Source organism: Nocardioides sp. Root240 (assembly GCF_001428825.1).
Lineage (GTDB): Bacteria > Actinomycetota > Actinomycetes > Propionibacteriales > Nocardioidaceae > Nocardioides.
This window is the reverse complement of sequence record NZ_LMIT01000010.1, coordinates 728355-747389: the sequence shown is the minus strand read 5'-3', so window position 1 is coordinate 747389 and position 19035 is coordinate 728355. Positions and strand designations below refer to the sequence as shown.

General features: G+C 67.6%; 17 protein-coding genes and 3 pseudogenes. 19 read left to right on the top strand and 1 reads right to left on the bottom strand.

Annotated features, from left to right (window positions below; translation table 11 throughout):
* The first annotated feature begins 10 nt into the window (after positions 1-10).
* The 10 genes from ASE20_RS13435 (at position 11) to ASE20_RS13390 (ending at position 8775) form a co-directional block, all read left to right on the top strand.
* Positions 11-337 (top strand): DMT family transporter, encoded by a 327-nt coding sequence (locus tag ASE20_RS13435; RefSeq protein ID WP_225869114.1) that lies wholly within the window; start codon positions 11-13, stop codon positions 335-337.
* Positions 338-474: 137 nt separating this feature from the next.
* On the top strand, positions 475-1590 hold the full coding sequence (locus tag ASE20_RS13430; RefSeq protein WP_056895023.1) for a nitronate monooxygenase: 1116 nt from the start codon (positions 475-477) through the stop codon (positions 1588-1590).
* Positions 1591-1636: 46 nt separating this feature from the next.
* A complete protein-coding gene (locus tag ASE20_RS13425) occupies positions 1637-2050 on the top strand; it encodes an acyl-CoA thioesterase (protein ID WP_200952793.1) in 414 nt (137 codons plus the stop codon).
* Between the two features lie 187 nt (positions 2051-2237).
* The gene (locus ASE20_RS13420) at positions 2238-2723 is read left to right on the top strand and encodes a MaoC/PaaZ C-terminal domain-containing protein (RefSeq protein ID WP_056895200.1); all 486 of its coding nucleotides are present in this window, start codon (positions 2238-2240) and stop codon (positions 2721-2723) included.
* A 68-nt stretch (positions 2724-2791) separates the two neighbouring features.
* On the top strand, positions 2792-4030 hold the full coding sequence (locus ASE20_RS13415; RefSeq protein ID WP_056895022.1) for an NAD(P)/FAD-dependent oxidoreductase: 1239 nt from the start codon (positions 2792-2794) through the stop codon (positions 4028-4030).
* Between the two features lie 61 nt (positions 4031-4091).
* A complete protein-coding gene (locus tag ASE20_RS13410) occupies positions 4092-4718 on the top strand; it encodes a CoxG family protein (protein ID WP_056895021.1) in 627 nt (208 codons plus the stop codon).
* Positions 4715-5503 carry an SDR family NAD(P)-dependent oxidoreductase gene (locus ASE20_RS13405; RefSeq protein WP_056895020.1) on the top strand — a complete coding sequence of 263 codons (789 nt, stop codon included), beginning with the start codon at positions 4715-4717 and terminating at the stop codon, positions 5501-5503. Before ASE20_RS13410 ends, ASE20_RS13405 begins: the two co-directional genes overlap by 4 nt.
* A 52-nt stretch (positions 5504-5555) precedes the next feature.
* Complete coding sequence (locus tag ASE20_RS13400; RefSeq protein WP_162261018.1) at positions 5556-7106, top strand: class I adenylate-forming enzyme family protein; 1551 nt, start codon at positions 5556-5558, stop codon at positions 7104-7106.
* On the top strand, positions 7103-7921 hold the full coding sequence (locus ASE20_RS13395; RefSeq protein WP_056895018.1) for a citryl-CoA lyase: 819 nt from the start codon (positions 7103-7105) through the stop codon (positions 7919-7921). The genes ASE20_RS13400 and ASE20_RS13395 overlap by 4 nt, the downstream gene beginning before the upstream one ends.
* On the top strand, positions 7921-8775 hold the full coding sequence (locus ASE20_RS13390; protein WP_200952792.1) for a polysaccharide deacetylase family protein: 855 nt from the start codon (positions 7921-7923) through the stop codon (positions 8773-8775). The genes ASE20_RS13395 and ASE20_RS13390 overlap by 1 nt, the downstream gene beginning before the upstream one ends.
* A gap of 10 nt (positions 8776-8785) precedes the next feature.
* On the opposite strand, the gene ASE20_RS13385 is transcribed toward ASE20_RS13390, so the two are convergent.
* Positions 8786-10450, bottom strand: a complete 1665-nt coding sequence (locus ASE20_RS13385) for a PucR family transcriptional regulator (protein WP_056895016.1) — start codon at positions 10448-10450, stop codon at positions 8786-8788.
* A gap of 207 nt (positions 10451-10657) precedes the next feature.
* On the opposite strand from ASE20_RS13385, the gene ASE20_RS13380 reads away from it, so the two are divergent.
* The 9 genes and pseudogenes from ASE20_RS13380 to ASE20_RS26030 all read left to right on the top strand — a co-directional run.
* Positions 10658-11959, top strand: a complete 1302-nt coding sequence (locus ASE20_RS13380) for an NAD(P)/FAD-dependent oxidoreductase (RefSeq protein ID WP_056895015.1) — start codon at positions 10658-10660, stop codon at positions 11957-11959.
* 194 nt (positions 11960-12153) lie between these two features.
* Complete coding sequence (locus tag ASE20_RS13375) at positions 12154-13053, top strand: nitrilase-related carbon-nitrogen hydrolase (RefSeq protein WP_162261017.1); 900 nt, start codon at positions 12154-12156, stop codon at positions 13051-13053.
* A 32-nt stretch (positions 13054-13085) separates the two neighbouring features.
* The gene (locus ASE20_RS13370) at positions 13086-13433 is read left to right on the top strand and encodes a hypothetical protein (RefSeq protein ID WP_056895013.1); all 348 of its coding nucleotides are present in this window, start codon (positions 13086-13088) and stop codon (positions 13431-13433) included.
* Between the two features lie 16 nt (positions 13434-13449).
* A pseudogene (locus tag ASE20_RS26040) lies at positions 13450-13992 on the top strand (FAD-binding oxidoreductase); the annotation flags it as partial.
* Positions 13993-14235: 243 nt separating this feature from the next.
* Positions 14236-16377 (top strand): FAD-binding and (Fe-S)-binding domain-containing protein, encoded by a 2142-nt coding sequence (locus ASE20_RS13365; protein WP_235538818.1) that lies wholly within the window; start codon positions 14236-14238, stop codon positions 16375-16377.
* 188 nt (positions 16378-16565) lie between these two features.
* Positions 16566-17756, top strand: coding sequence for an APC family permease (locus ASE20_RS13360; protein WP_056895011.1), 1191 nt, complete (start codon positions 16566-16568; stop codon positions 17754-17756).
* Positions 17756-18010: a hypothetical protein gene (locus ASE20_RS13355; RefSeq protein WP_157538522.1), complete on the top strand. Its 255-nt coding sequence runs from the start codon at positions 17756-17758 to the stop codon at positions 18008-18010. Before ASE20_RS13360 ends, ASE20_RS13355 begins: the two co-directional genes overlap by 1 nt.
* A 55-nt stretch (positions 18011-18065) precedes the next feature.
* Positions 18066-18504, top strand: a pseudogene (locus ASE20_RS26035) (molybdopterin-dependent oxidoreductase); the annotation flags it as partial.
* A gap of 1 nt (position 18505) precedes the next feature.
* Positions 18506-19035, top strand: a pseudogene (locus tag ASE20_RS26030) (molybdopterin-dependent oxidoreductase); the annotation flags it as partial.

Below are 19035 nucleotides of genomic sequence, written 5' to 3'. Positions count from 1 at the left end.
CGGATGTCCGGTGATACTTTCGGCAGGCCTCCTGGCCATCGCCATCACTGTCGAGGTCGCCGCAACTTCGGCTCTCGGCCGGACGGACGGGTTCCGCCATCTCGGGTGGACCGCCCTTGTGCTGACCGGCTATGTGGCCTCCATTGGCCTCTTGGCGATTGTTGTCCGGGAGATACCCGTGTCGGTGGCCTACGCCGTCTGGGCAGGTGTGGGCACTGCGGCGGTCGCGGTCATCGGGGCCACCGTCCTCGGCGAGCCGATGAGCCTGACCAAAGCTGCTGCCATCGCGATGATCGTTCTCGGTGTTGTCGTGCTGAATCTCAGCGGCGCCCATTGAACAGGCCGCGGTGTCGGCTTCTTGGAGTCTCGACCACCAGTCGGTGACTTCTTCAAGAACACTCCAATGCCGCACCACCCCATCGGTTCCTAGTTTGACTGGAACAGTTGAGTCAACTCTGGAGAGGACCATCCGACATGCGAACTGACGTGGCCAAGGCGCTGGACATCGAAGTGCCGATCTTCGCCTTCTCCCACTGCAGGGATGTCGTCGCCGCCGTCACCAAGGCCGGCGGACTCGGGGTCCTCGGCGCTGCGTGGATGACGCCGGAGGAGCTCGAGATGTCCATCGAATGGCTCGAGAAGGAGGTCGACGGAAAGCCGTTCGGCGTCGACTTGGTCTTCCCCGGCACCGGCGAGGACGAGAAGGAGGCCGACGAGTACCTCGCGAGCATCCCGCCCTCCTACATGGATTTCGTGACGGGCATGCTCGACGAGGCGGGCCTGAGCGACGTTGCCGCGGATGATCGCGACGCGTTCATGGCGGACAACGCCCAGAAGATGACGATGACCAACGAGAAGAGTGCCCGTCAGCTCAAGATCTCCTTGGCGCACCCGTCCGTTCGGCTCATTGTCGGCGCGCTCGGGGTCACCCCGAAGTGGGTGGTCGAGGAGGCGCACGCCAAGGGCGTCATGGTCGGTGCCCTCGTCGGCAGTGCCCGACACGCCGCCAAGCAGGTCGAGGTCGGTGTCGATCTCCTGGTGGCTCAGGGGACGGAGGCCGGCGGAAGCGTGGGCGATGTCGCGTCGATGGTGCTGTGGCCGCAGGTCGTCGAGGCCGCGGCAGGCGTGCCTGTTCTGGGGGCCGGCGGCGTGTCGCGGGGTTCGCACGTCCTCGCCGCACTCTCATTGGGTTGTCAGGGCGTATGGCTCGGATCCCTGTGGCTGGGCACCGCCGAGGGCGAGTTGAGCCTCGAAGCCCGCGACAAGCTCTTCCAGGCGAAGTCCGAGGACGCGGTCATCGCGAAGGTCATGACCGGCAAGCAGGGACGGATGCTCCGCACGCCGTACGTCGACGCGTGGCAGGCGCCCGACGCGCCCTCCCCGCTGCAGTGGCCCATGCAGTCGATCCTCAACGGCTACTCCTACATGCGGGCCGAGCGGGCGCACGAGCTGGACTACTGGACCTACGCCGTCGGTCAGGTCATCGGAGACATGCAGCGCAGCACCACGGTCAAGAGTGAGATGACTCGCCTCCTCGACGAGTACGTCGAGGCACTCGAGGCACTCGAGACCCGGACGTCGCTGGACTGACGGTCCACGTGCGAGTGGTCGGAGCGACCGAAATGAGCGGTGTCAGGTGACCCGGGTGCTGCGCCATCGCGTGCGCTATCACGAAGCAGACGCCCAAGGCTTCCTCTTCAACGGTCGCTACCTCGAGATAGCCGACGTCGCTATGACCGAGTTCTTCCGCTACCTGGGGTTCGACTACAGCGACATGGTCGCGCGCGGCATGGATCCGTCAGTGGTCCAGGTGAACATGACCCTCGAGAAGCCCGCGCACTTCGACGACCTCCTGGATGTCGACGTGGTCTGTGCGCGCGTCGGGCGAACGAGCTTCACCCTCGACACGATCGTGTCGCGTGACGGGGTTCGGCTGGCGCGGCTGACTCTGATCTACGTGAACGTCGAGGCGACCACGGAGACGGCACGCGCCTTGCCGACCGACATCGATGAAGCGCTGAGGGCAGCCGTGACGGCGGCATCACCATGAGTTGGAAGCACACCCGATGCGGCCGCAAACCTTCGGAACGCCACCAAGGAGGACGAGGCCGCCCGATGCCTAGAGTCGAGGACATCCGCATCGCGCTCGCGATGAGAGCCGGGCACAAGCACGGGTCTGTCGGAGCCCGCCACTGGCTCGGCCGAGGGGATTGGGCCAACGAGAAAGGTTGTCCATCGTGACCGTCAACGTCACCCTCGACCACGAGCCCAGCCAGGTGCGCTACCTCGATGACATCGTCGTCGGAACTTCCTGGGTGACCCGGGGCCGCACGATCACCGAGAGCGACGTCCTGACGTTCGCGACCTGGTCCGGCGACATGCACCCGCTCCACACCGACGAGGAGTACGCGCGGACGAGCACCTTCGGCACGCGGGTCTTCCACGGTCCCGGCGCCCTGTCGGTCGCCTTCGGTCTTGAGATGAGTCTCGGCTGGAAGATCGGATCCGCCATCGCGTTCCTGGGGATCCGGGACTGGACCTTCCTCGCCCCCGTCTTCATCGGCGACACCCTGCACGTTCGCGAGCAAGTCGTCGAGGTCACGCCCTCACGCACCAAGCCGGACCGTGGTGTCGTGGCGACCAAGGTCGAGGTCGTCAACCAGGACGACGTCGTCACCCAGCAGGGCATCTGGACGGTCATGCTCAGCCGCCGTCCGGCGTGAGCCGTCCCGGACCAGCCCCGCACCCCGCACCACCGGTCTTGTCAGTCGCTACGGAGAAGGAACCAACGATGACCTCGAACACTGAAAACCCGGCACATGTCGTCGTCGTCGGCGCCGGCGTGATCGGCGCGACCACGGCGCTCTACCTCGCCCGCTCCGGCGTCCAGGTCACCCTCGTCGACCGGGAGCGCCCGGCTTGGGGCGCCTCCGGCCGCAATGCCGGCTACATCTCGATGGTCACGCGTGCGCCGGGTGGACAGCTCTCCCTGGCGAATCTCTCCCGAGAGCTCTACGGCGAGCTCGCCGAGGAGATCGCTGACTTCGAGTTCCAGCCGAACGGCGCGCTCGTCTACTACTACGAGGAGCAGCTCCCGCTGATACCCGGATTCGTCGAGCGTCGGGTCGCCGACGGGCTGCCCATGGAGATCGTCGACGGTGACCGGGCGCGCGAGCTCTTCCCCCTGCTCCCGGACGACGTCGTCGGGGCGATCCACAGCCTTCGGGACTGCTACCTGCACCCGGAGAAGTTCGTCGAGGCCGCGGTCGCCGCCGCCGTGGAGCTCGGGACCAAGGTCGTGCGAGCCGACGTCCTCGAACTCGACATCCAGGACGGTCGCTGCGTCGGTGTCGCCACCTCCGAGGGACAGTTGGCCGCCGATGCCGTGGCCGTCACTGCTGGCTCCTGGACGCCCGCTCTGCTCGAGAAGGCCGGACTTCCCTTCCACGTCCTGCACATGCGAATGCAGATGGCGGAGACGGCGCCTGTCGAGGAGCGCTTCAACGTCGCTGCGTACGGCCCGAGCCTCTTTCACGAGTACGCGTTCGTTCGCGAGCTGCCCGGCTACGACGACGACATCGTGATGCACCCGCTCCAGCAGATCATGCCCGAGGTGGGACTCCTGGAGCTCGTCTGCCAGCGTGCCGACGGTCGCCTGTGGCTTGGCTGCCCGATTGAGTTCGTCGACGGCCCCGACGCGTCGCCGGAGCCGACCGTGGCCGGACTCGCCCAGACCTTCGGAGTCCTGGGCGACCACATCCCCGCCCTCCAGCACATCCCGGTCGAGCGGGTCTGGGGCGGAATCGCTCCGCAGACCGGCGACGGTCTGCCCGTCCTCGACGGCGTGTCGCGCGTGCCGGGGCTGTTCATCGGTTCCGGACATGCCTACGGAGCGACCGTCGGAGCCGGCAGCGGACGCGTGCTCGCCGATCTCATCCTCGGCCAGCAGCCGGCCATCGACATGACCCCGTTCCGCTACGAGCGACCGGCGATCACCGAAGGCATGGCGCGCGCCGCCACCCTGGGCTGATCGATCACCACCAGCTGGACCTTCCAGCCCACACCGAGACCCGTTGGGGGAAGTAGTACCGATGGCAACACGCAAGGCGGACTGGGGCAAGCGCACCGCCAACAAGAAGACCCCGGGCACCACCGTCGACCTCGAGGACCGGGTCGAGGTGCCGGCGGCAGTGGACCAGGTGTGGACCCGGCTCGAGGACGTGCCTCTCGTCGCCTCCTGTCTCCCCGGACTCGACCCGGCCACCCTGGTCGCCGAGTCCTCGAGCGTCTACCGCGCCAAGATGGTCAACACGGTGATGGGGATCAGCGCCAACTGGGACCTGCGCGCGACGATCGAGCCCGATCCCCGTAGCCGCCGGCTGAAGGTCCTGCTGGACGGCACCGACAGCCGGCTGAACATGAAGATGCACGGCGTCGCGAGCGTCGATGTCACGCAGGGAACGGTGCCGTCCCAGGCGGTGCTCGACTACACCGCGCACCTTCGTATCGACGGAAGTCTCGCCGCCATGGGTGGCCCGGTCGTCCGCTCGATCATGGCCGATGCGCTCAACCAGTTCGTCGCAGTCGTCGGTGGCATCGAGCCCGCTCCGACCACGCTCTGGGCGCGGGTCAAGGGCTTCCTGCGCGCCCTGCGAGACAAGATCTTCCGGCGCGAAGTTGCTTCGTCGCCGTCCCAACCCAGGAAGGACCACCCGTGAGCACCACCAGTGCACGAAGCGTCATCATCACCGGGGCCGGGTCGGGCATCGGCCGCGCCATCGCCCGCTCGTTCGTCGACGCCGGCTACGAGGTCTACGCGACCGACTGGTCGGAGGAGCGGCTGAAGGAGACGGCCGACGAGTTCCAGACGCCGGCCAACCTGCACACCCGGGTCCTGGACGTGACCGACTTCGAGGCGACGCGGACCGTCGTGGGCGACGTGGTCGCCGAGCACGGCAAGCTCGACGTGTTCGTGAACAATGCCGGGCTCTTCGACGGGTACGCCGACGTCCTCGAGACGTCCACCGAGCTGTGGTCGCGAATCCTGGGGGTGAACCTGACGGGCACCTTCCACGGCTGCAAGGCCGCTGCGGAGGTCATGATCCCGCAGAAGTCCGGGCGGATCGTCACCATCGGGTCGGTGGCCGGCCAGCGTGGTGCCGCGGACGGGATCGCCTACGTCACGTCCAAGGCCGCCATCGAGGGCATGCACCGACGGCTCGCGATCGACGTCGGGCCGTCCAACGTGACCGCCAACGTCGTCGCGCCCGGTGTCATCCGCACCAACCTGCGCGCGACGTCCGAGGAGGTGCTCGGTGATCTCGTGTCGTCGCAGCAACGAGGAATCGGTGTCTCCCCGGAGATCATGGACTTCCTGATCCCCGCGAAGCGCTCGGCCGATCCGTCGGAGGTCGCGAACGTGGTGCTGTTCGTCGCCTCGGACGAGGCGTCCTACCTCAACGGCCAGGTCATCGCAGTGGACGGCGGCTGGACCGCCACCTGAGGCGGCACGCATCCGGGCAGCGAGACCCCTCGAGCGGAGATCGAAAATGGCGATGAACGAGCAACTGAAGCCGACGTGCGTCGACGCGGTCGAGAAGATCGCTGCGGCGCAGCCCGGCCACACCGCCGTGATCGACTCCGGTGTGACATGGAGCTACGGCGAGCTGGTCGACAGGATCCGGGCCTGGGCCGGGCGGCTCGCCGACGCCGGCATGCAGCCGGGGCAGCGGATCGCGCTCGTCGCGGAGAGCTCCGCGCACTATCTTGCCGCCGCCCTGGGCGTCTGGCGGGCCGGGGGCGTGCTGGTCACGGTCTACCCGTCGTCCAGCCGGTCGGATCTGGAGTACGCGATCACCAGCAGTGATCCGGCCCTGCTCATCGTCGACGACGACTTCGACCAGGACCTGCTCGGGAGCCTGCGCGGACGGATCCCGACGGCGCTCCTCGGTGCGGCGGACGTGCCGCCCGTTCGCCACGACGCCGCCCCCAATCCCGAGGGGCTTCGCGAGCCGCTGCACCTGATCTGCTTCTCGTCCGGAACGACGAGTCGCCCCAAGGCCATCATGTTGTCCGCGACTGCCGTGCTCAACTGCGCCCAGACCTACGCCGAGGTGTGGCGGCTCTCGGCGGAGGATCGGGGGATCGTGTGCCTGCCGATGGCGTGGATGTACGGGCTCGCCAGCACGTCCTTGGCACTGTTGCATGCCGGCGCCACGGTCATCGTCGTACGGCGAGCGCGTCCCGAGCCGATCGCCGCGGCGGCGGCCGAGCACCGCGCCACCTTCTTGGCCGGCGTCTCCAACACCTTCGCGAAGCTGGTCCAGCACGCCGATCACCAGCAGTTCGACCTCTCCGGCTTCGCCACCCTTCGCCTCTGCATCTCCGGCGGTGAGCCCCGCAACGAGCCTGCCTTCGAGCGGTGGCTCGAGCTCACCGGAACGGCCGTATTGGATGCCTATTGCGCCTCCGAGTGCCTGCCGCTGGTCACCTATGACCCGGTCGAGAACCAGATCCCGCGCCTCGGCTCGGCCGGCAAGGTCGTGCCGCGGTCCCAGCTCCGGGTGGTCGATCCGGGAGGCCACGACGTGGCCGTCGGGGATGTCGGCGAGGCCCTGTCGACGGGGCCTGGGCTGATGCTCGGCTACTGGCAGGACCCGGAAGAGACGCGCGCCGCGCTCACCGAGGACGGCTGGTACCGCACCAAGGACCTGGTTCGGGTCGACGAAGACGGGTTCGTGTACGTCGTCGGCCGCCTCTCGGACCTGATCATCCGTGCCGGCGTGAACATCTCGCCGGCCGAGGTCGAGCGCGTCCTGCGCACCCACCCCGATGTGGCCGATGTCGCCGTCGTCGGCCTCGCGGACGACCTGTACGGCCAGCAGGTGGCGGCCGCCGTCGTGCCGCGTCAGCAAGGGGTCTTCGACTCGGAGGCGCTGGCTGTCTTCGCACGTGACCACCTCACGTCGTACAAGGTCCCTTCGACGTTCGTGCGGGTCGACCAGCTCCCGTTGAACACCAACGGCAAGGTCAGCCGGCGTGACGTCGCCCAGGAACTGGCCGCGACAGTGGTCCCCGGGTCCCAGGCGACGGGAGAAAGCCGATGAAGAACTCTGAACGCTATTGGTCATCGAAGGTCAGCGTGGCCACCGACGACAAGGTGTACATCCGCGGTTACGACCTCGAAGACCTGATCGGAGCCCTGCCCTTCACGGGCTCTGTCTACCTCCTCATCAAGGGAGAACTGCCGACGCCATCGCAGATCCGGGTCCTGGACGCGGCCCTCAACGCGGTTCTCGACTACTCACTCGAGAAGCCGGGCACCGTCGCTGCCAGATTTGCCGTGTCGGCGAACCCGAGTGTCGCCGCCGGCCTCGCTGCGGCCTGTCTCTCGGTCGGCTCGCACACGCTGAGCACCGAGGAGACCGGCATCTTCATCGAAGGCACTTACAGGGAGTTCCAGGACTCCTCGCTGTCGATGGCAGAGTTCGCGAGGAACAAGGTCGCGCAGCTGCGCGCCGAGCGGCGCAGGATTCCCGGCCTGGGGCACCCGGTGTTCAAGAAGGTCGATCCACGTGGCCAGCTCTTGAAGTCGATCGCGGTCGCCGAGGGCTACTGGCCCGAGTCCGCTGAGCTGTACGAGGCGGTCCACGCTGCCTTCGTCGCCCTGCCGGGCAAGGGCGACATCCCCATCAACGACGTGGGAGTCATGGCCGCCGTCCTGCATGGACTCGGTTTCACGCCGGCTGAGGGCGCAGGAGTCGCCATCCTCTCGACGATGCCGGGAGTGATTGCGCACATCTCAGAAGAGCTCGCGGCCAACCGGCCGATTCGTGTCATCGCGCGAGACCAGGTCGACTACGACGTGCAGCGCGGCCGCAACTTCGCGGACGAATGGGCGTCAGTAGGAGGGCAGAAGTAGTGCCGGTTCAGCTCCCTGAGGACAAGCGCCTCGCCGTCTGCCTCAGCCCCGACTTCGACGCCCAGAGCGTCTGGATCGGAACCTTCCGGTCCCGATCGCAGACCAATCTCTCCCGCGGTGAGTTCGGGGCCGAGGTCGGAGCGCCGCGACTGCTCGAGGTGTTCCGGACGTTCGGCATCACCACGACCTGGTGCGTTCCCACCCACACCATGAAGACGTTCCCCCACGCGGTCGAGGCTGTACGCGGTGATGGACATGAGATCGGGGCGCACGGGGTCTTTCACGAGTACATTCCGTCCCTCGAGCTCGACGAGGAGAGGCGGCTCCTCGAGCTCCAGGTGGCGTTGCACGACTCGCTGCTCGGCCAGCGGCCGCGCGGGTATCGCTCGCCTGCCCTCGACATCACCGATCACACGCTGGATCTGCTCGCCGAGTTCGGTTTCGACTGGGACTCCTCGCTCATGGGACGAGACTTCGAGCCCTATCGGCCTCGCGTCGTCACGGGGATCGATCTCGAGGAGGGCAACACCTTCGGGCCCCCGAGCTCCGTGCTGGAGATGCCGGTCTCCTGGATCCTCGACGACTTTCCTGAGCTGGAGTCGTTCAAGGGCAGCGCCCTCATGCAGAGCAACGAGACGGTCCTGCGTCGGTGGATCGACAGCTTCGACTTCGCCTATGAGCGCTGCCCCGGCGGGGTGATGACGTGGACCCTCCATCCGCAGACGATCGGACGGGCGCACAACATCCTGATGCTGGAGCGGTTCCTCGACCACGTCACGAAGCACGCGGACGTCTGGTTCCCGACCCTCTCCGAGGTCTACGACACCTGGACCGACGGCCCCGATCCAGAGTGACTCGTAGGTCTCACGACTCGAGGCCGAGCACGACTCCACTCCGGTCGCTCGGACGACCGGACAGCTCGGCCGGCGTACCGGGTGCCTCGATGTCCGCGGGCAGACGGGTGGGCTGAGCGACGTGGCGCGGCCTGGTGGTCGACTGCATGCTGCCGAGGTCCACTGCTGCGAGAGCGAGATAGACCGATGCCACTGCGGCCGGATCACGAAGCGAGACCTTGAGGAGTTCCTCGGTCTTGGCGAGCCGGTAGCGCAGAGAGTTGTGGTGGACGTGGAGCAGCTCGGCCGCGGCGTTGATGTTCTGGTGCTGCTCGAAGTACACCTGCAGGCTCTCGAACAGCGGCCCGTCGCGGTCGATCGGCTCGAGGAACGCGTCCGCCCAGGCAAGCATGCTGTCCAGACCGACGTCGGAGAACAGGCGGGTGGCGAAGGAGAAGTCGTCGTAGCACATCGCATTCGTCCCCGGCGGGGGACGCCGCAACGAACGAACGGCCAGCTGAGCATCGTGGAACGAGTCCGCCACGTCGGAGATCTGCCTGATCGAGCGCCCGATCCCGACATTCATCTCCGGGAGGGAGTCGCCCTCGGCCACCAGCAGCCGACGGAAGGTGGCCGGCGTGCACTGCACGAGAAGGATCGCGTACCGGTCGCGCCCCGAGATGAGGTGCGGAATGCCCTCGCGTCCCAGGGCGAGTGGGATGCGCTCCCCGATCGCCGCGTTGGCGCGGTCGGTGCGATCGCTCTCAGCGGGCTGGCACACCACCGCCCGGAGCTCGTCACTGAAGGACAGGCCGAAGCCCGCCAACCGTCCTGCAAGCTCCGGAGCTCGGGGGCGCCGATCAAGGGCGATGGCCTCCTCTAGAACTGCCGACCGGACCGCACGCTCCTGGCGAGCAGTCACCTGGGTCATGCGGAGGCTGGCCTCGACGAGCGTGGTCGCGACGTGGATGGCGGCCGATGAGTAGCCGTCGGGGAACTCGGAGCGGCGGGCGGTCGCGATGAGCCAACCGAAGTGCTCGCCGGCCTGCGTGGGATCGCTGATCCGATCGGCGAGGCCGTACCAGCCTTCTGCCTGCACGCTCTGCGAGGGGGCTTCGGTGCTGGTGATCTCGGCCATCAGCAGACTCATCGGCAGCGGGCCGGACGCGTGGATCGTGCGCCCGCGCTTGTCGACGAGGGCGACCGTGGCGTTGCAGAGCGACTTCAGCTTGGTGAGCAGTGCCGGAATGGGTTCCGTCTCGCTCAACGCCAGCGTCAGCGATCGTTGCAAGGCGCTCAGCCGGCGCGCGACCGTTTCGTCGGGGCTGTCCGTCGCGCGAGCGATCGCCAGGACCACGTCGGACTGCTCGAACCCGGGAAGGATGATGACGGCGTGCTCACCAGCCATCTTCCTCAGCTTCGCTGAGGGGACCGCGGGCGACGTCGTCAGGGCCACGATCCGCGAGGGCGACAGAGGCAGCGTGTCGAAGAGGGCAGCCAGGGCGTCGGTCCCCTGGACGGGAGGACAGACGATGACGAGATCGGGTTCGGGACGGGGCCTGCCGGTCCCCGGCCAGATGGTCGAGCCGGCGACCGCACGGGTCGAGAAGTGCGCCTCGTCTCCCAGGAGCTCCGCCTCGGTCCCCAGCTCGGCAAGGACGGCGGCAAGGGTGCACGTGGATGACCTCGCCGTCATGCGCCCTCCCGGGTTGCTGGGGCTCGCTGGTGAGCGATTGGTTCGCGTGGGCACATTATCCCGCCACCGGCACCGAGATGTTGGTAGAACTCCGAGGGGCAGCCCTCATGCTTGGAGATGTACTCATCCCGCCCGGCTGGCTGCCGGGTCTACCTTCGTGGGAGCGCTCACGCCTTCACGGCTCGGGACGGCCCAGGCGCGGATAGGGTGCAGGCCTTTGCTGCGGTTCGCGACGAGTCGAGCACCGCGACAGCCGAGGTTGATCGAGAGGACTGGTTCGAGATGGCCCAAGGCAACACGCTGGCGTCCGCCGATGTCGTCGTCGTCGGAGCAGGTCTCGTCGGACTCTGTACGGCGTGGGAGCTGCGCAAGCGCGGATTCACCGTGGCAGTCGTCGAGCAGCGCTTCCCCGGCTACGGCGCATCGAGCCGCAATGCTGGAGGTCTGTGGTTGCAGACCCGGCGTCGAGGCCTGGAGCTGACGCTCGCCCGTGCGGGCCGAGAGAAGTATGGCGAGTACATCGACGTGCTCGGTGACGTCTTCGACCTGCGGCGCGACGGAGGACTGTTCTTCTTCGAGAACGACGAGCAGCGCGCGGTGATCGAGCGCTACGTGGGTGATCGGCAGGACGCTGGGCTCGACATCGAGATGGTCTCGCGGGATGTCGCCGCAGAGCTCTCTCCGGTCCTTCCCGAGACCGCGATCGGCGCGGCGTTCTGCCGTGATGACGCGCAGATCGACTCGCTCGGCTTCGTCAACGCACTGGAGAACGCCTGCATCAGGCACGGCATCCAGATCCTGCGCAACTGTTCCGTCCTTTCCTCGCTGCGCGACGGTGACGCCGTGACCGGGGTCCGAACCGTGCGCGGTGAGGTTCACGCGGGTGGTGTGGTCTGGGCGGTCGGCGCATGGGCAGTGATGCTCCGGACGGAAGGCATCGATCTGCCGATCGAGACGACCCGGATGGGACAACTGATGACCCAGCCCCTGGAGACGGCTACCAGCCCGCCTCTTCGCGGGCCACGGGGTGTCCACGGCTGCGGCGCGCTCCTCGACCTCCCGGACTTCGACCCTGGTCTCTTCGCGCCACCGGCCTACGGCGAGGACAACAGCGTCGACGATGGCGAGCCGGCCAGCGCGCTGGAGTACGACGACACCATCTCGCTGAACCACGGGGGATCGCTCTACATCGGGCACAGCATCGATGGGCGCGGTTCGCTCAATCCACACATCAGCCTCAACGCCACGCGTGCGATGACAGCGGTCGCCATGGACAGGTTCGACCGCTATGCCGACTTCGGTGTCACCGGTCTCTGGGCCGGTCTGGGCAGTGAGACGCCCGACAACCTGCCCATCGTCGGCCGCCTGGATGGCGCGTATGTCAACGTCGGCCACATGTGGGGTGTGGCCAGCGCTCCGATCTGTGCACAGGTGGTGGCGGAGAGCATCGCCGGCGAGGACAGTGACTTCGCTGCAGGCCTGAGCCCGCAGCGCGCAATGCTGAGCTGAGCCGAGCTCGCTGGCGATCTCACAGCGATCTGGTCAGGGGTTCGCCGATCTGCCAATGACCACCCCAGGCGGCCTGTCCTAGCGTCGTTCTCGCGCCTCACAGGCGTCGGTCCACGCCGAGGACCGCCACAGCTCAGATGCGAGCGGCAACGACGTCACGGCCGCCGAGATCCCGTTGGAGAGAAGGAACCCCCATGCCATCGCTGACTGTTGCCGCCGTGCAACTGGAGCTGCGCGCGGAGCGCGACGTAGGTGCCTTTCTTGCCCACCTCGAGGAGCTCGTCGCCGAAGCGGCAGCCAAGGGCGCCCGCGCGGTGCTGCTCCCGGAGCTCGCGTCGACGGGCCTGCTTGCGGCGATCGACGATCATGAGGTGACGGTGGACTCGATCTCGTCGGACTACTGGACCGAGCTGCCGAGATTCGTCGATCCCATCGTGGAGTTCCTGTCGAACCTCGCGGCCCGTCACGACCTGACCATCGTCGGTGGCAGCCACAACCGGGTCGCCGACGACGGATCGCTGCGGAACACCGCTTACGTCCTGCACCCGGACGGGCGTGTCGAGAGCCAGGACAAGATCCATCTCACCCCGCCTGAGCACGCGCTGGGTGCGCGCGGCGGCGACGAGCTGCTGGTGACCCGCATCGGGCCCTTCACCGCCGGCGTCCTCATCTGCGCCGACATTCAGTTCCCGGAGCTCTCCCGGCACCTGGTGAGCCAGGGTGTGGATCTGATCTTCTGCCCGTCCCTGACGTGGAATCGTCGCGGTGTCCACCGGGTCCGCACGGGCTGTCAGGCACGCGCGATCGAGAACCAGCTCTATGTCGTCATGTCGCCGCTGGTCGGATCCAGCGGCCTCCCGCTCGATGCGCCGATGTACGCGACCGGTCGCGCGATCATCACGACTCCCGTGGACCGGACCGTCGGCATCAACGACGGAATCCTGGCCGAGGCCGACGGCGCGGAGGAGCAGATCGTGGTTGCGGAGCTCGACCTCGACCTGATCGAGGCCTCCCGCGCCGCTCCTGAGGCACCCGGACTGGCTCTGCGCCGCCTCGACCTCTTCGAGAAGCTCCGCGCCTCCGCCACTGCATGACCAAGCCAACAAACGTCCTGGAGGAACTCGCCGTGACCGGTGTGACCGTCACCAAGCCCAGCTATTCAGCCGCCGAGGATCGCGACTTCGGGCCCGCGAAGATCGAGCACCGGACTGCCGGTACCGCTCTTTCGAAGCTGGGGACCTACTTCATGGTGTTCCAGGAGGACTTCTACAGCGACCCGTGGCAGCTCCAGTACGAGGAGTCGATCTTCGTGATCAAGGGCCAGCTCCGGATCCGGGAGGGGGACAAGGTCACCGTGGGCGATCCCGGGGACCTGGTCGTCCTGCCCAAGGGCGTCATCGTGGAGTACGGCGGCGACATCGGCACCGAGGTCGTCCTCTCCATCACGCCGGTGAACTGGCGCGACGAGATCTGACGCCGGCGGACGAACGGTGCGTGAGGATGATCCGGGTCGCGACCCTGGGGAACTGGTTGTCGACCAGCTGACGTCGGCGGGCCTTGAGGTCGACAACTCCGGGCACCGGCTGGCCGCCTACTCCTACGACGCATCCAACTACCGGGTGCGACCTCTGGCGGTGGTCTTCCCGCGATCGGTCGACGACGTCGTCGCGGTCCTGGCGGTCTGCCGGGGGACGCGCACGCCTGTGGTCAGCCGCGGTGGCGGTACGTCGATGGCGGGCAACGCGATCGGGCCCGGAGTGGTGCTCGACTTCTCCCGTCACATGCATCGCATCCTCACCGTCGACGAGGGAGCCGGTACGGCCGATGTCGAGCCAGGCGTGGTCCTCGCCGCGCTGAGCAGAGAGGCCGAGGCGGTCACGGGAGGACGTCTGACCTTCGCGCCCGACCCGTCCTCACGGACACGGGCGACGGTCGGCGGGGCGGTGGGCAACGACGCGTGCGGCAATCACTCGGTCAGGTACGGCCGCATGTCCGACCACGTCGTCGAGCTCGACCTGGTGACCTCGGACGGATCACGGCTGACGGCAGCCGCAGGCGGACTGCGCCCGACCGACCCCGCGGACCGATCGTCCGCCGAACGCGCCAACAAGCTCAACGTTCGACTCGCGACGATCGCGCGCTCGAACCTGGCGACCTTCCGGACAGAGCTCGGACGCCTCTCTCGTCAGGTCTCCGGCTACCACCTCGCGAACCTCCTGCCCGAGAACGGCTTCGACGTTGCTCGCGCCCTGGCGGGCTCGGAAGGGACCTGCGCGGTGGTCGTGGGTGCCCGCGTCCGCGTCGTTCCGAAGCCGCTCTCTGCGCTCCTGGTCGTCCTCGGCTACGACGACGTGGTCGACGCCGCTCGCGACGTCGAGACGATCCTCGAGTTCGACCCCGCTGCTGTCGAAGGGATCGACGAGGAGATCGTCGCGACCATGCGGCTGCGCCGAGGCCCTGATGCGGTCGTCGGACTGCCAGCCGGATCGGCCTTCCTGTACGTCGAGCTCGACGGCGAGCATCCCGACCAGGTCGCGTCGCATGCTGAGGCCCTGCTCGCCAGGTTGGGCGGATCCGGTCGGCTTCGCGAAGGTCGCCTCATCACCGACCAAGCCGAGCGGACCGCGCTGTGGCGGGTCCGGGAGGACGGCGCCGGTCTGAGCTACCGCCCGTCCAGCGGCGGCGAGTCGTGGCCGGGGTGGGAGGACTCGGCGGTCGCGGTCGCCGATCTGGCCGACTACCTGACCGACTTCCGCGAGCTGCTTTCAGCACACGGCCTGACGGGCATCATGTACGGCCACTTCGGCGCCGGGTGCATGCACATCAGGGTGACCTACGACCTTCGCTCCGAGCGTGGGCGCCAGGTCTTTCGTACCTTCACACGAGAGGCCGCAACGCTCGTCGTGCGGCACGGCGGCACCCTGTCCGGCGAGCATGGTGACGGGCGCGCTCGGTCGGAGCTGCTCCCGATCATGTACTCGTCCCAAGCGATGGCGGCCTTCGAGGAGTTCCGGCTGGCGTGGGACCCCGTGGGGATCCTCAACCCGGGCTCCATCACGGCTCCCGATGCCTTTGACGACAACCTAGCGCTCGCCGGCGTCCCCGATCGGGAGTGGCGGACCAGCTTTGCGCTCCACCCCGTCGAGGCCGCAGCGGCCGGGGTCGATCCCTGGGTCCATGCCGTCCAGTCCTGCATCGGTGTCGGAAGGTGCCGGACCGAGACGGGGGGCGTGATGTGCCCCAGCTTCCGGGCGACCGGCGACGAGCGTGATTCGACCCGGGGGCGTGCGCGCGTGCTTCAGGAGATGGTGCGATCCGCTCCGACGCAGCGCGACGGTTGGGCCTCGGAGGACGTGCGGGAGGCGCTCGATCTCTGCCTTGCCTGCAAGGCGTGCTCAAGTGACTGTCCCGCCGGCGTCGACATGGCGACGTACAAGGCAGAGTTCTTCTCCCGCTACTACCGGCGCCGCCTGCGACCGATCGCGCACTTCACGCTGGGCTGGTTGCCCTTCTGGTTGAAGATCACTGGTCGGGTCCCGGGCTTCGTGAACCTCGTGCTCGCTTCACCCCTGGGTCGCTTCATCGCCTTCGCCGGTGGAGTCACGACACGGCGTGCGCTGCCCCGGTTCGCTTCGCGGCGTGCCGTCGAGCGCCAGCTCGAGACAGCCGGATCCTCCGTCGGCACCCCTGAAGTGGTCCTGCTCGTCGACTCCTTCACCAAGGGCTTCCGCCCCGAGGTGGCGGGGGCGGCGGCGCGCGTCGCCGCTGCCACTGGTCGCGCGATCACGTGCGAGACGGAAGCGTGCTGTGGCCTGCCGTGGATCTCGACCGGCCAGCTCAAACGTGCGAAGAAGGTCATGCGACGGGCCGTACACCGACTGGACGACAGCGGTGATGCGCCGATCGTCGTCATCGAGCCCAGCTGCGCTGCGGCCTTCAAGAAGGATGTGCCCGAGCTCCTGGGCACCGATGCGGCGGAGCGGGTCGCCGCCAGGATCCAGAGCTTCGCCGAGGCCGCCGGCGCGTGGACGAGCGACGGGTGGACCCCCGGGCCGCTGCCTGCCGCGGTCACCCTGCAGACCCACTGCCACGAATACTCGACCTTCGGGGCCGCTGTCCAACGCAAGGCACTCACCGCGCTCGGCGTCGAGGAGGTCCGTGAGGCGACGGGCTGTTGCGGTGTCGCCGGCAACTTCGGGTTCGAGGCCGAGCACTACGAGCTCTCCATGTCGGTCGCGGAGCAGGCGCTCGCACCGGCGTTGCGATCGACAGCGGCCGACGTGCCGGTCCTCACCGACGGCTTCAGCTGCTCGATGCAGGTCAAGCAGGTGGATCCCTCCCGCTCCGGGCTGCACCTTGCCGAACTGATCGATCGCGCAATGACGTCGTCGGCGATGCCCGAGACTGACGCCCGTTGAGTCCTGCCGCGGCGAACGCCTGAGCGCCGGGCCTGAGGGGCTGGCCAACCGGCGGCGCACTGGCGAACGCCCAATGCCCCTGCAGCGGAATGGTAGATGCACCAGTGCACCGGCCGCAGGGGCTCAACAGACTGATCCCGTCCAGGAGCGCAACCCGGCGCAGGACACGGCCGACAAGGACGGGCGCGATGACCTCAACGACTCAGCCAGCCAACGACCAGGGAACCGGGCCGCGCCTGCGGGGCAACCTCGGGACGCTGGAGCTGTTCTTCAGCATCATGGCCTACAACGCGCCACTGGTGGTCGTGGTCGGCATCATCCCGATCATGCTCGTCGCGGGCAACGGCGTCGGTACGCCGCTCGTCTTCATCATCTCGGGAATCATCCTCGCCGCTTTCGCGGACGGATTCATCCGCATGTCGAAGGCACTGCCGCGGCCCGGAGCGTTCTACTCGTTCATCACCGCCGGCCTCGGCCGCGAGGTCGGCCTCGGTTCCGGCTTCACCATGCTGGTGGCGTACTTCTGCGTTGCTTCCGGGACCGTCGCCTTCGGTGGCATCGTGCTGGGCGCGCTCGTGACCGACACCCTTCACGGTCCAAGCGCGCCCTGGTACGTGTGGGGTGCGGTGTTCTGGGGACTGACCGCCGTGCTCGGTTATCTCCGCATCGACCTGTCCGCCAAGATCACCACGTTGCTGCTGTTCGGCGAGCTTGTCGTGGTGGCGGTGTACGACACCGCCGTCATCCTCCACGGTGGCGGTCCAGACGACCTGAGCGCTGCCCCTTTCTCACCGGCGCACCTGTTCGACGGATCCTTCGCGATCGGCATCCTCTTCGCCATGGGCATGTTCGGTGGCTTCGAGGTGGCCGTTCTCTTCCGGGACGAAGTTCGTGACCCGCGCCGCGCGATTCCGCGCGCCACGTTTGGCGTCATCGCAGCGGCCGGTGTCCTCTACAGCGTGACCTCCTGGCTTTTCATCGACTCGCTCGGCGTGGGCAACGCGGTTGCTTCGGTGCTTGCTGATCCCGAAGGAGTCATGCACGCGAGCATCTCCGAGTTCGCTGGCCGGTTCACAACGGATGCCGCAAATGTCTTGGTCAACACAAGCGCGTTCGCCGTCCTCCTGACCGCGCACAACGTCGCCTCGCGCTACGTGTTCAACCTCAGCGCGGACGGCATCCTTCCGCGAGCGCTCTCGGGCGTGCACCAGCGCCACGGGTCCCCCCACGCCGCATCCTTGGCGATGAGCGTGGCGACGGCAGTCATCTTCGTGCCGATCGTGGTGCTCGATGTCGAGCCTCTCGCCTTTTACGCCGCGATCCTCGGTATCGCTTCCGTCGCGACGCTGGCGGTCTTCTTTGCAGCAACCTCGCGGTGATGCGCTACATGCGTTCGAGCGACACTCAGGAGACCACTTGGCGCCGTACCGTGATCCCGGTGCTGGCGGCGATTGGGCTCGGCGCAAGTCTGGTCCTGGGCATCGTGAACTTCAATCTGCTGACCGGCGGTTCTCAGACGCTGTCGAACGCACTGCTCGTCGTCATCGGGGGAATCTTCGTTGCCGGCGTACTGACGGCCGCCGCCCTCAAGCGTCTCCAGCCGAGCGTCTACCAGCGCATCGGTCGGCAGTAGACCGCCGTCCGTCAGACTTGAGCAATCACCCGGAACCTAAGGGAGTCGAGAGTTCATGAGGTCGCGACACCTGACCCACTTCGGGATGCTCGAGGCGGAGACCGACGGAAGGTCCCTGCGAGACGTCACCGGCTGGTCGGGCGATCCCGATCCCCGAGCCATCATCGGCAATGTGGGCACCAGCCAGCACCACGCCTCCCGCATCGCTCGTCCCGCGATTCGCGAGGGATGGCTGCGCAACGGCCCCGGGGGCGCGGGACGCGGGGACGAGCCGTTCATCGAGGTCGGCTGGGACGAGGCTCTGGACCTCCTGGCCGCCGAGCTGTGCCGTGTGTACACCGCGAGCGGTCCATCGGCCGTGTACGGCGGGTCGTACGGATGGTCGAGTGCCGGCAGGTTCCACCATGGGCAGAGCCAGCTCCACAGGTTCCTGAACTGCCTCGGCGGCTACGTCTCAGCCGTCGGCGACTACAGCTACGGGACGTCGGGAGCCCNGATCGCGGAGCACACGGAGCTGTTCGTCTCCTTCGGAGGGTTGTCGGAGAAGAACTCTGCTGTCGGGCCCGGAGGGATCGCCAAGCACGGGACGCGTGAAGGTGTTCGCCGGGCGCGAGAGGCCGGATGCCGCTTCGTGGACATCAGTCCCATCCGAGATGATGCTTTCGCCGAGGCCGGCACTGACTGGATCGCGCCCCGGCCGGGTTCCGACGCCGCGCTCATGCTCGCCATCGCCCATGTGCTCGACGTGGAGTCACTCGCCGACCGCGCGTTCCTCGACCGTTGCACGGTGGGCTACGAACGCTTCATCGCCTATGTCCGCGGTGAGGTGGACGGGACGCCGAAGTCGCCGGAGTGGGCATCGGCCCTCACCGAGGTTCCCGCGAGGACGATCGAGGAGCTGGCACGCGCAATGGCGCGGTCGCGGACCATGATCAACCTCAGCTGGTCGATGCAGCGTCAGGACCACGGGGAGCAGCCGATCTGGCTCGGGGTCACGCTGGCCGCGATGCTCGGTCAGGTCGGTC

Bases quoted from the DNA above. Each gene is read 5' to 3' on its own strand.
- ASE20_RS13430 (WP_056895023.1), top strand. From the start codon at position 475: ATGCGAACTGACGTGGCCAAGGCGCTGGACATCGAAGTGCCGATCTTC.
- ASE20_RS13415 (WP_056895022.1), top strand. From the start codon at position 2,792: ATGACCTCGAACACTGAAAACCCGGCACATGTCGTCGTCGTCGGCGCC.
- ASE20_RS13410 (WP_056895021.1), top strand. From the start codon at position 4,092: ATGGCAACACGCAAGGCGGACTGGGGCAAGCGCACCGCCAACAAGAAG.
- ASE20_RS13400 (WP_162261018.1), top strand. From the start codon at position 5,556: ATGAACGAGCAACTGAAGCCGACGTGCGTCGACGCGGTCGAGAAGATC.
- ASE20_RS13395 (WP_056895018.1), top strand. From the start codon at position 7,103: ATGAAGAACTCTGAACGCTATTGGTCATCGAAGGTCAGCGTGGCCACC.
- ASE20_RS13385 (WP_056895016.1), bottom strand. From the start codon at position 10,450: ATGACGGCGAGGTCATCCACGTGCACCCTTGCCGCCGTCCTTGCCGAG.
- ASE20_RS13375 (WP_162261017.1), top strand. From the start codon at position 12,154: ATGCCATCGCTGACTGTTGCCGCCGTGCAACTGGAGCTGCGCGCGGAG.
- ASE20_RS13360 (WP_056895011.1), top strand. From the start codon at position 16,566: ATGACCTCAACGACTCAGCCAGCCAACGACCAGGGAACCGGGCCGCGC.
- ASE20_RS13355 (WP_157538522.1), top strand. From the start codon at position 17,756: ATGCGCTACATGCGTTCGAGCGACACTCAGGAGACCACTTGGCGCCGT.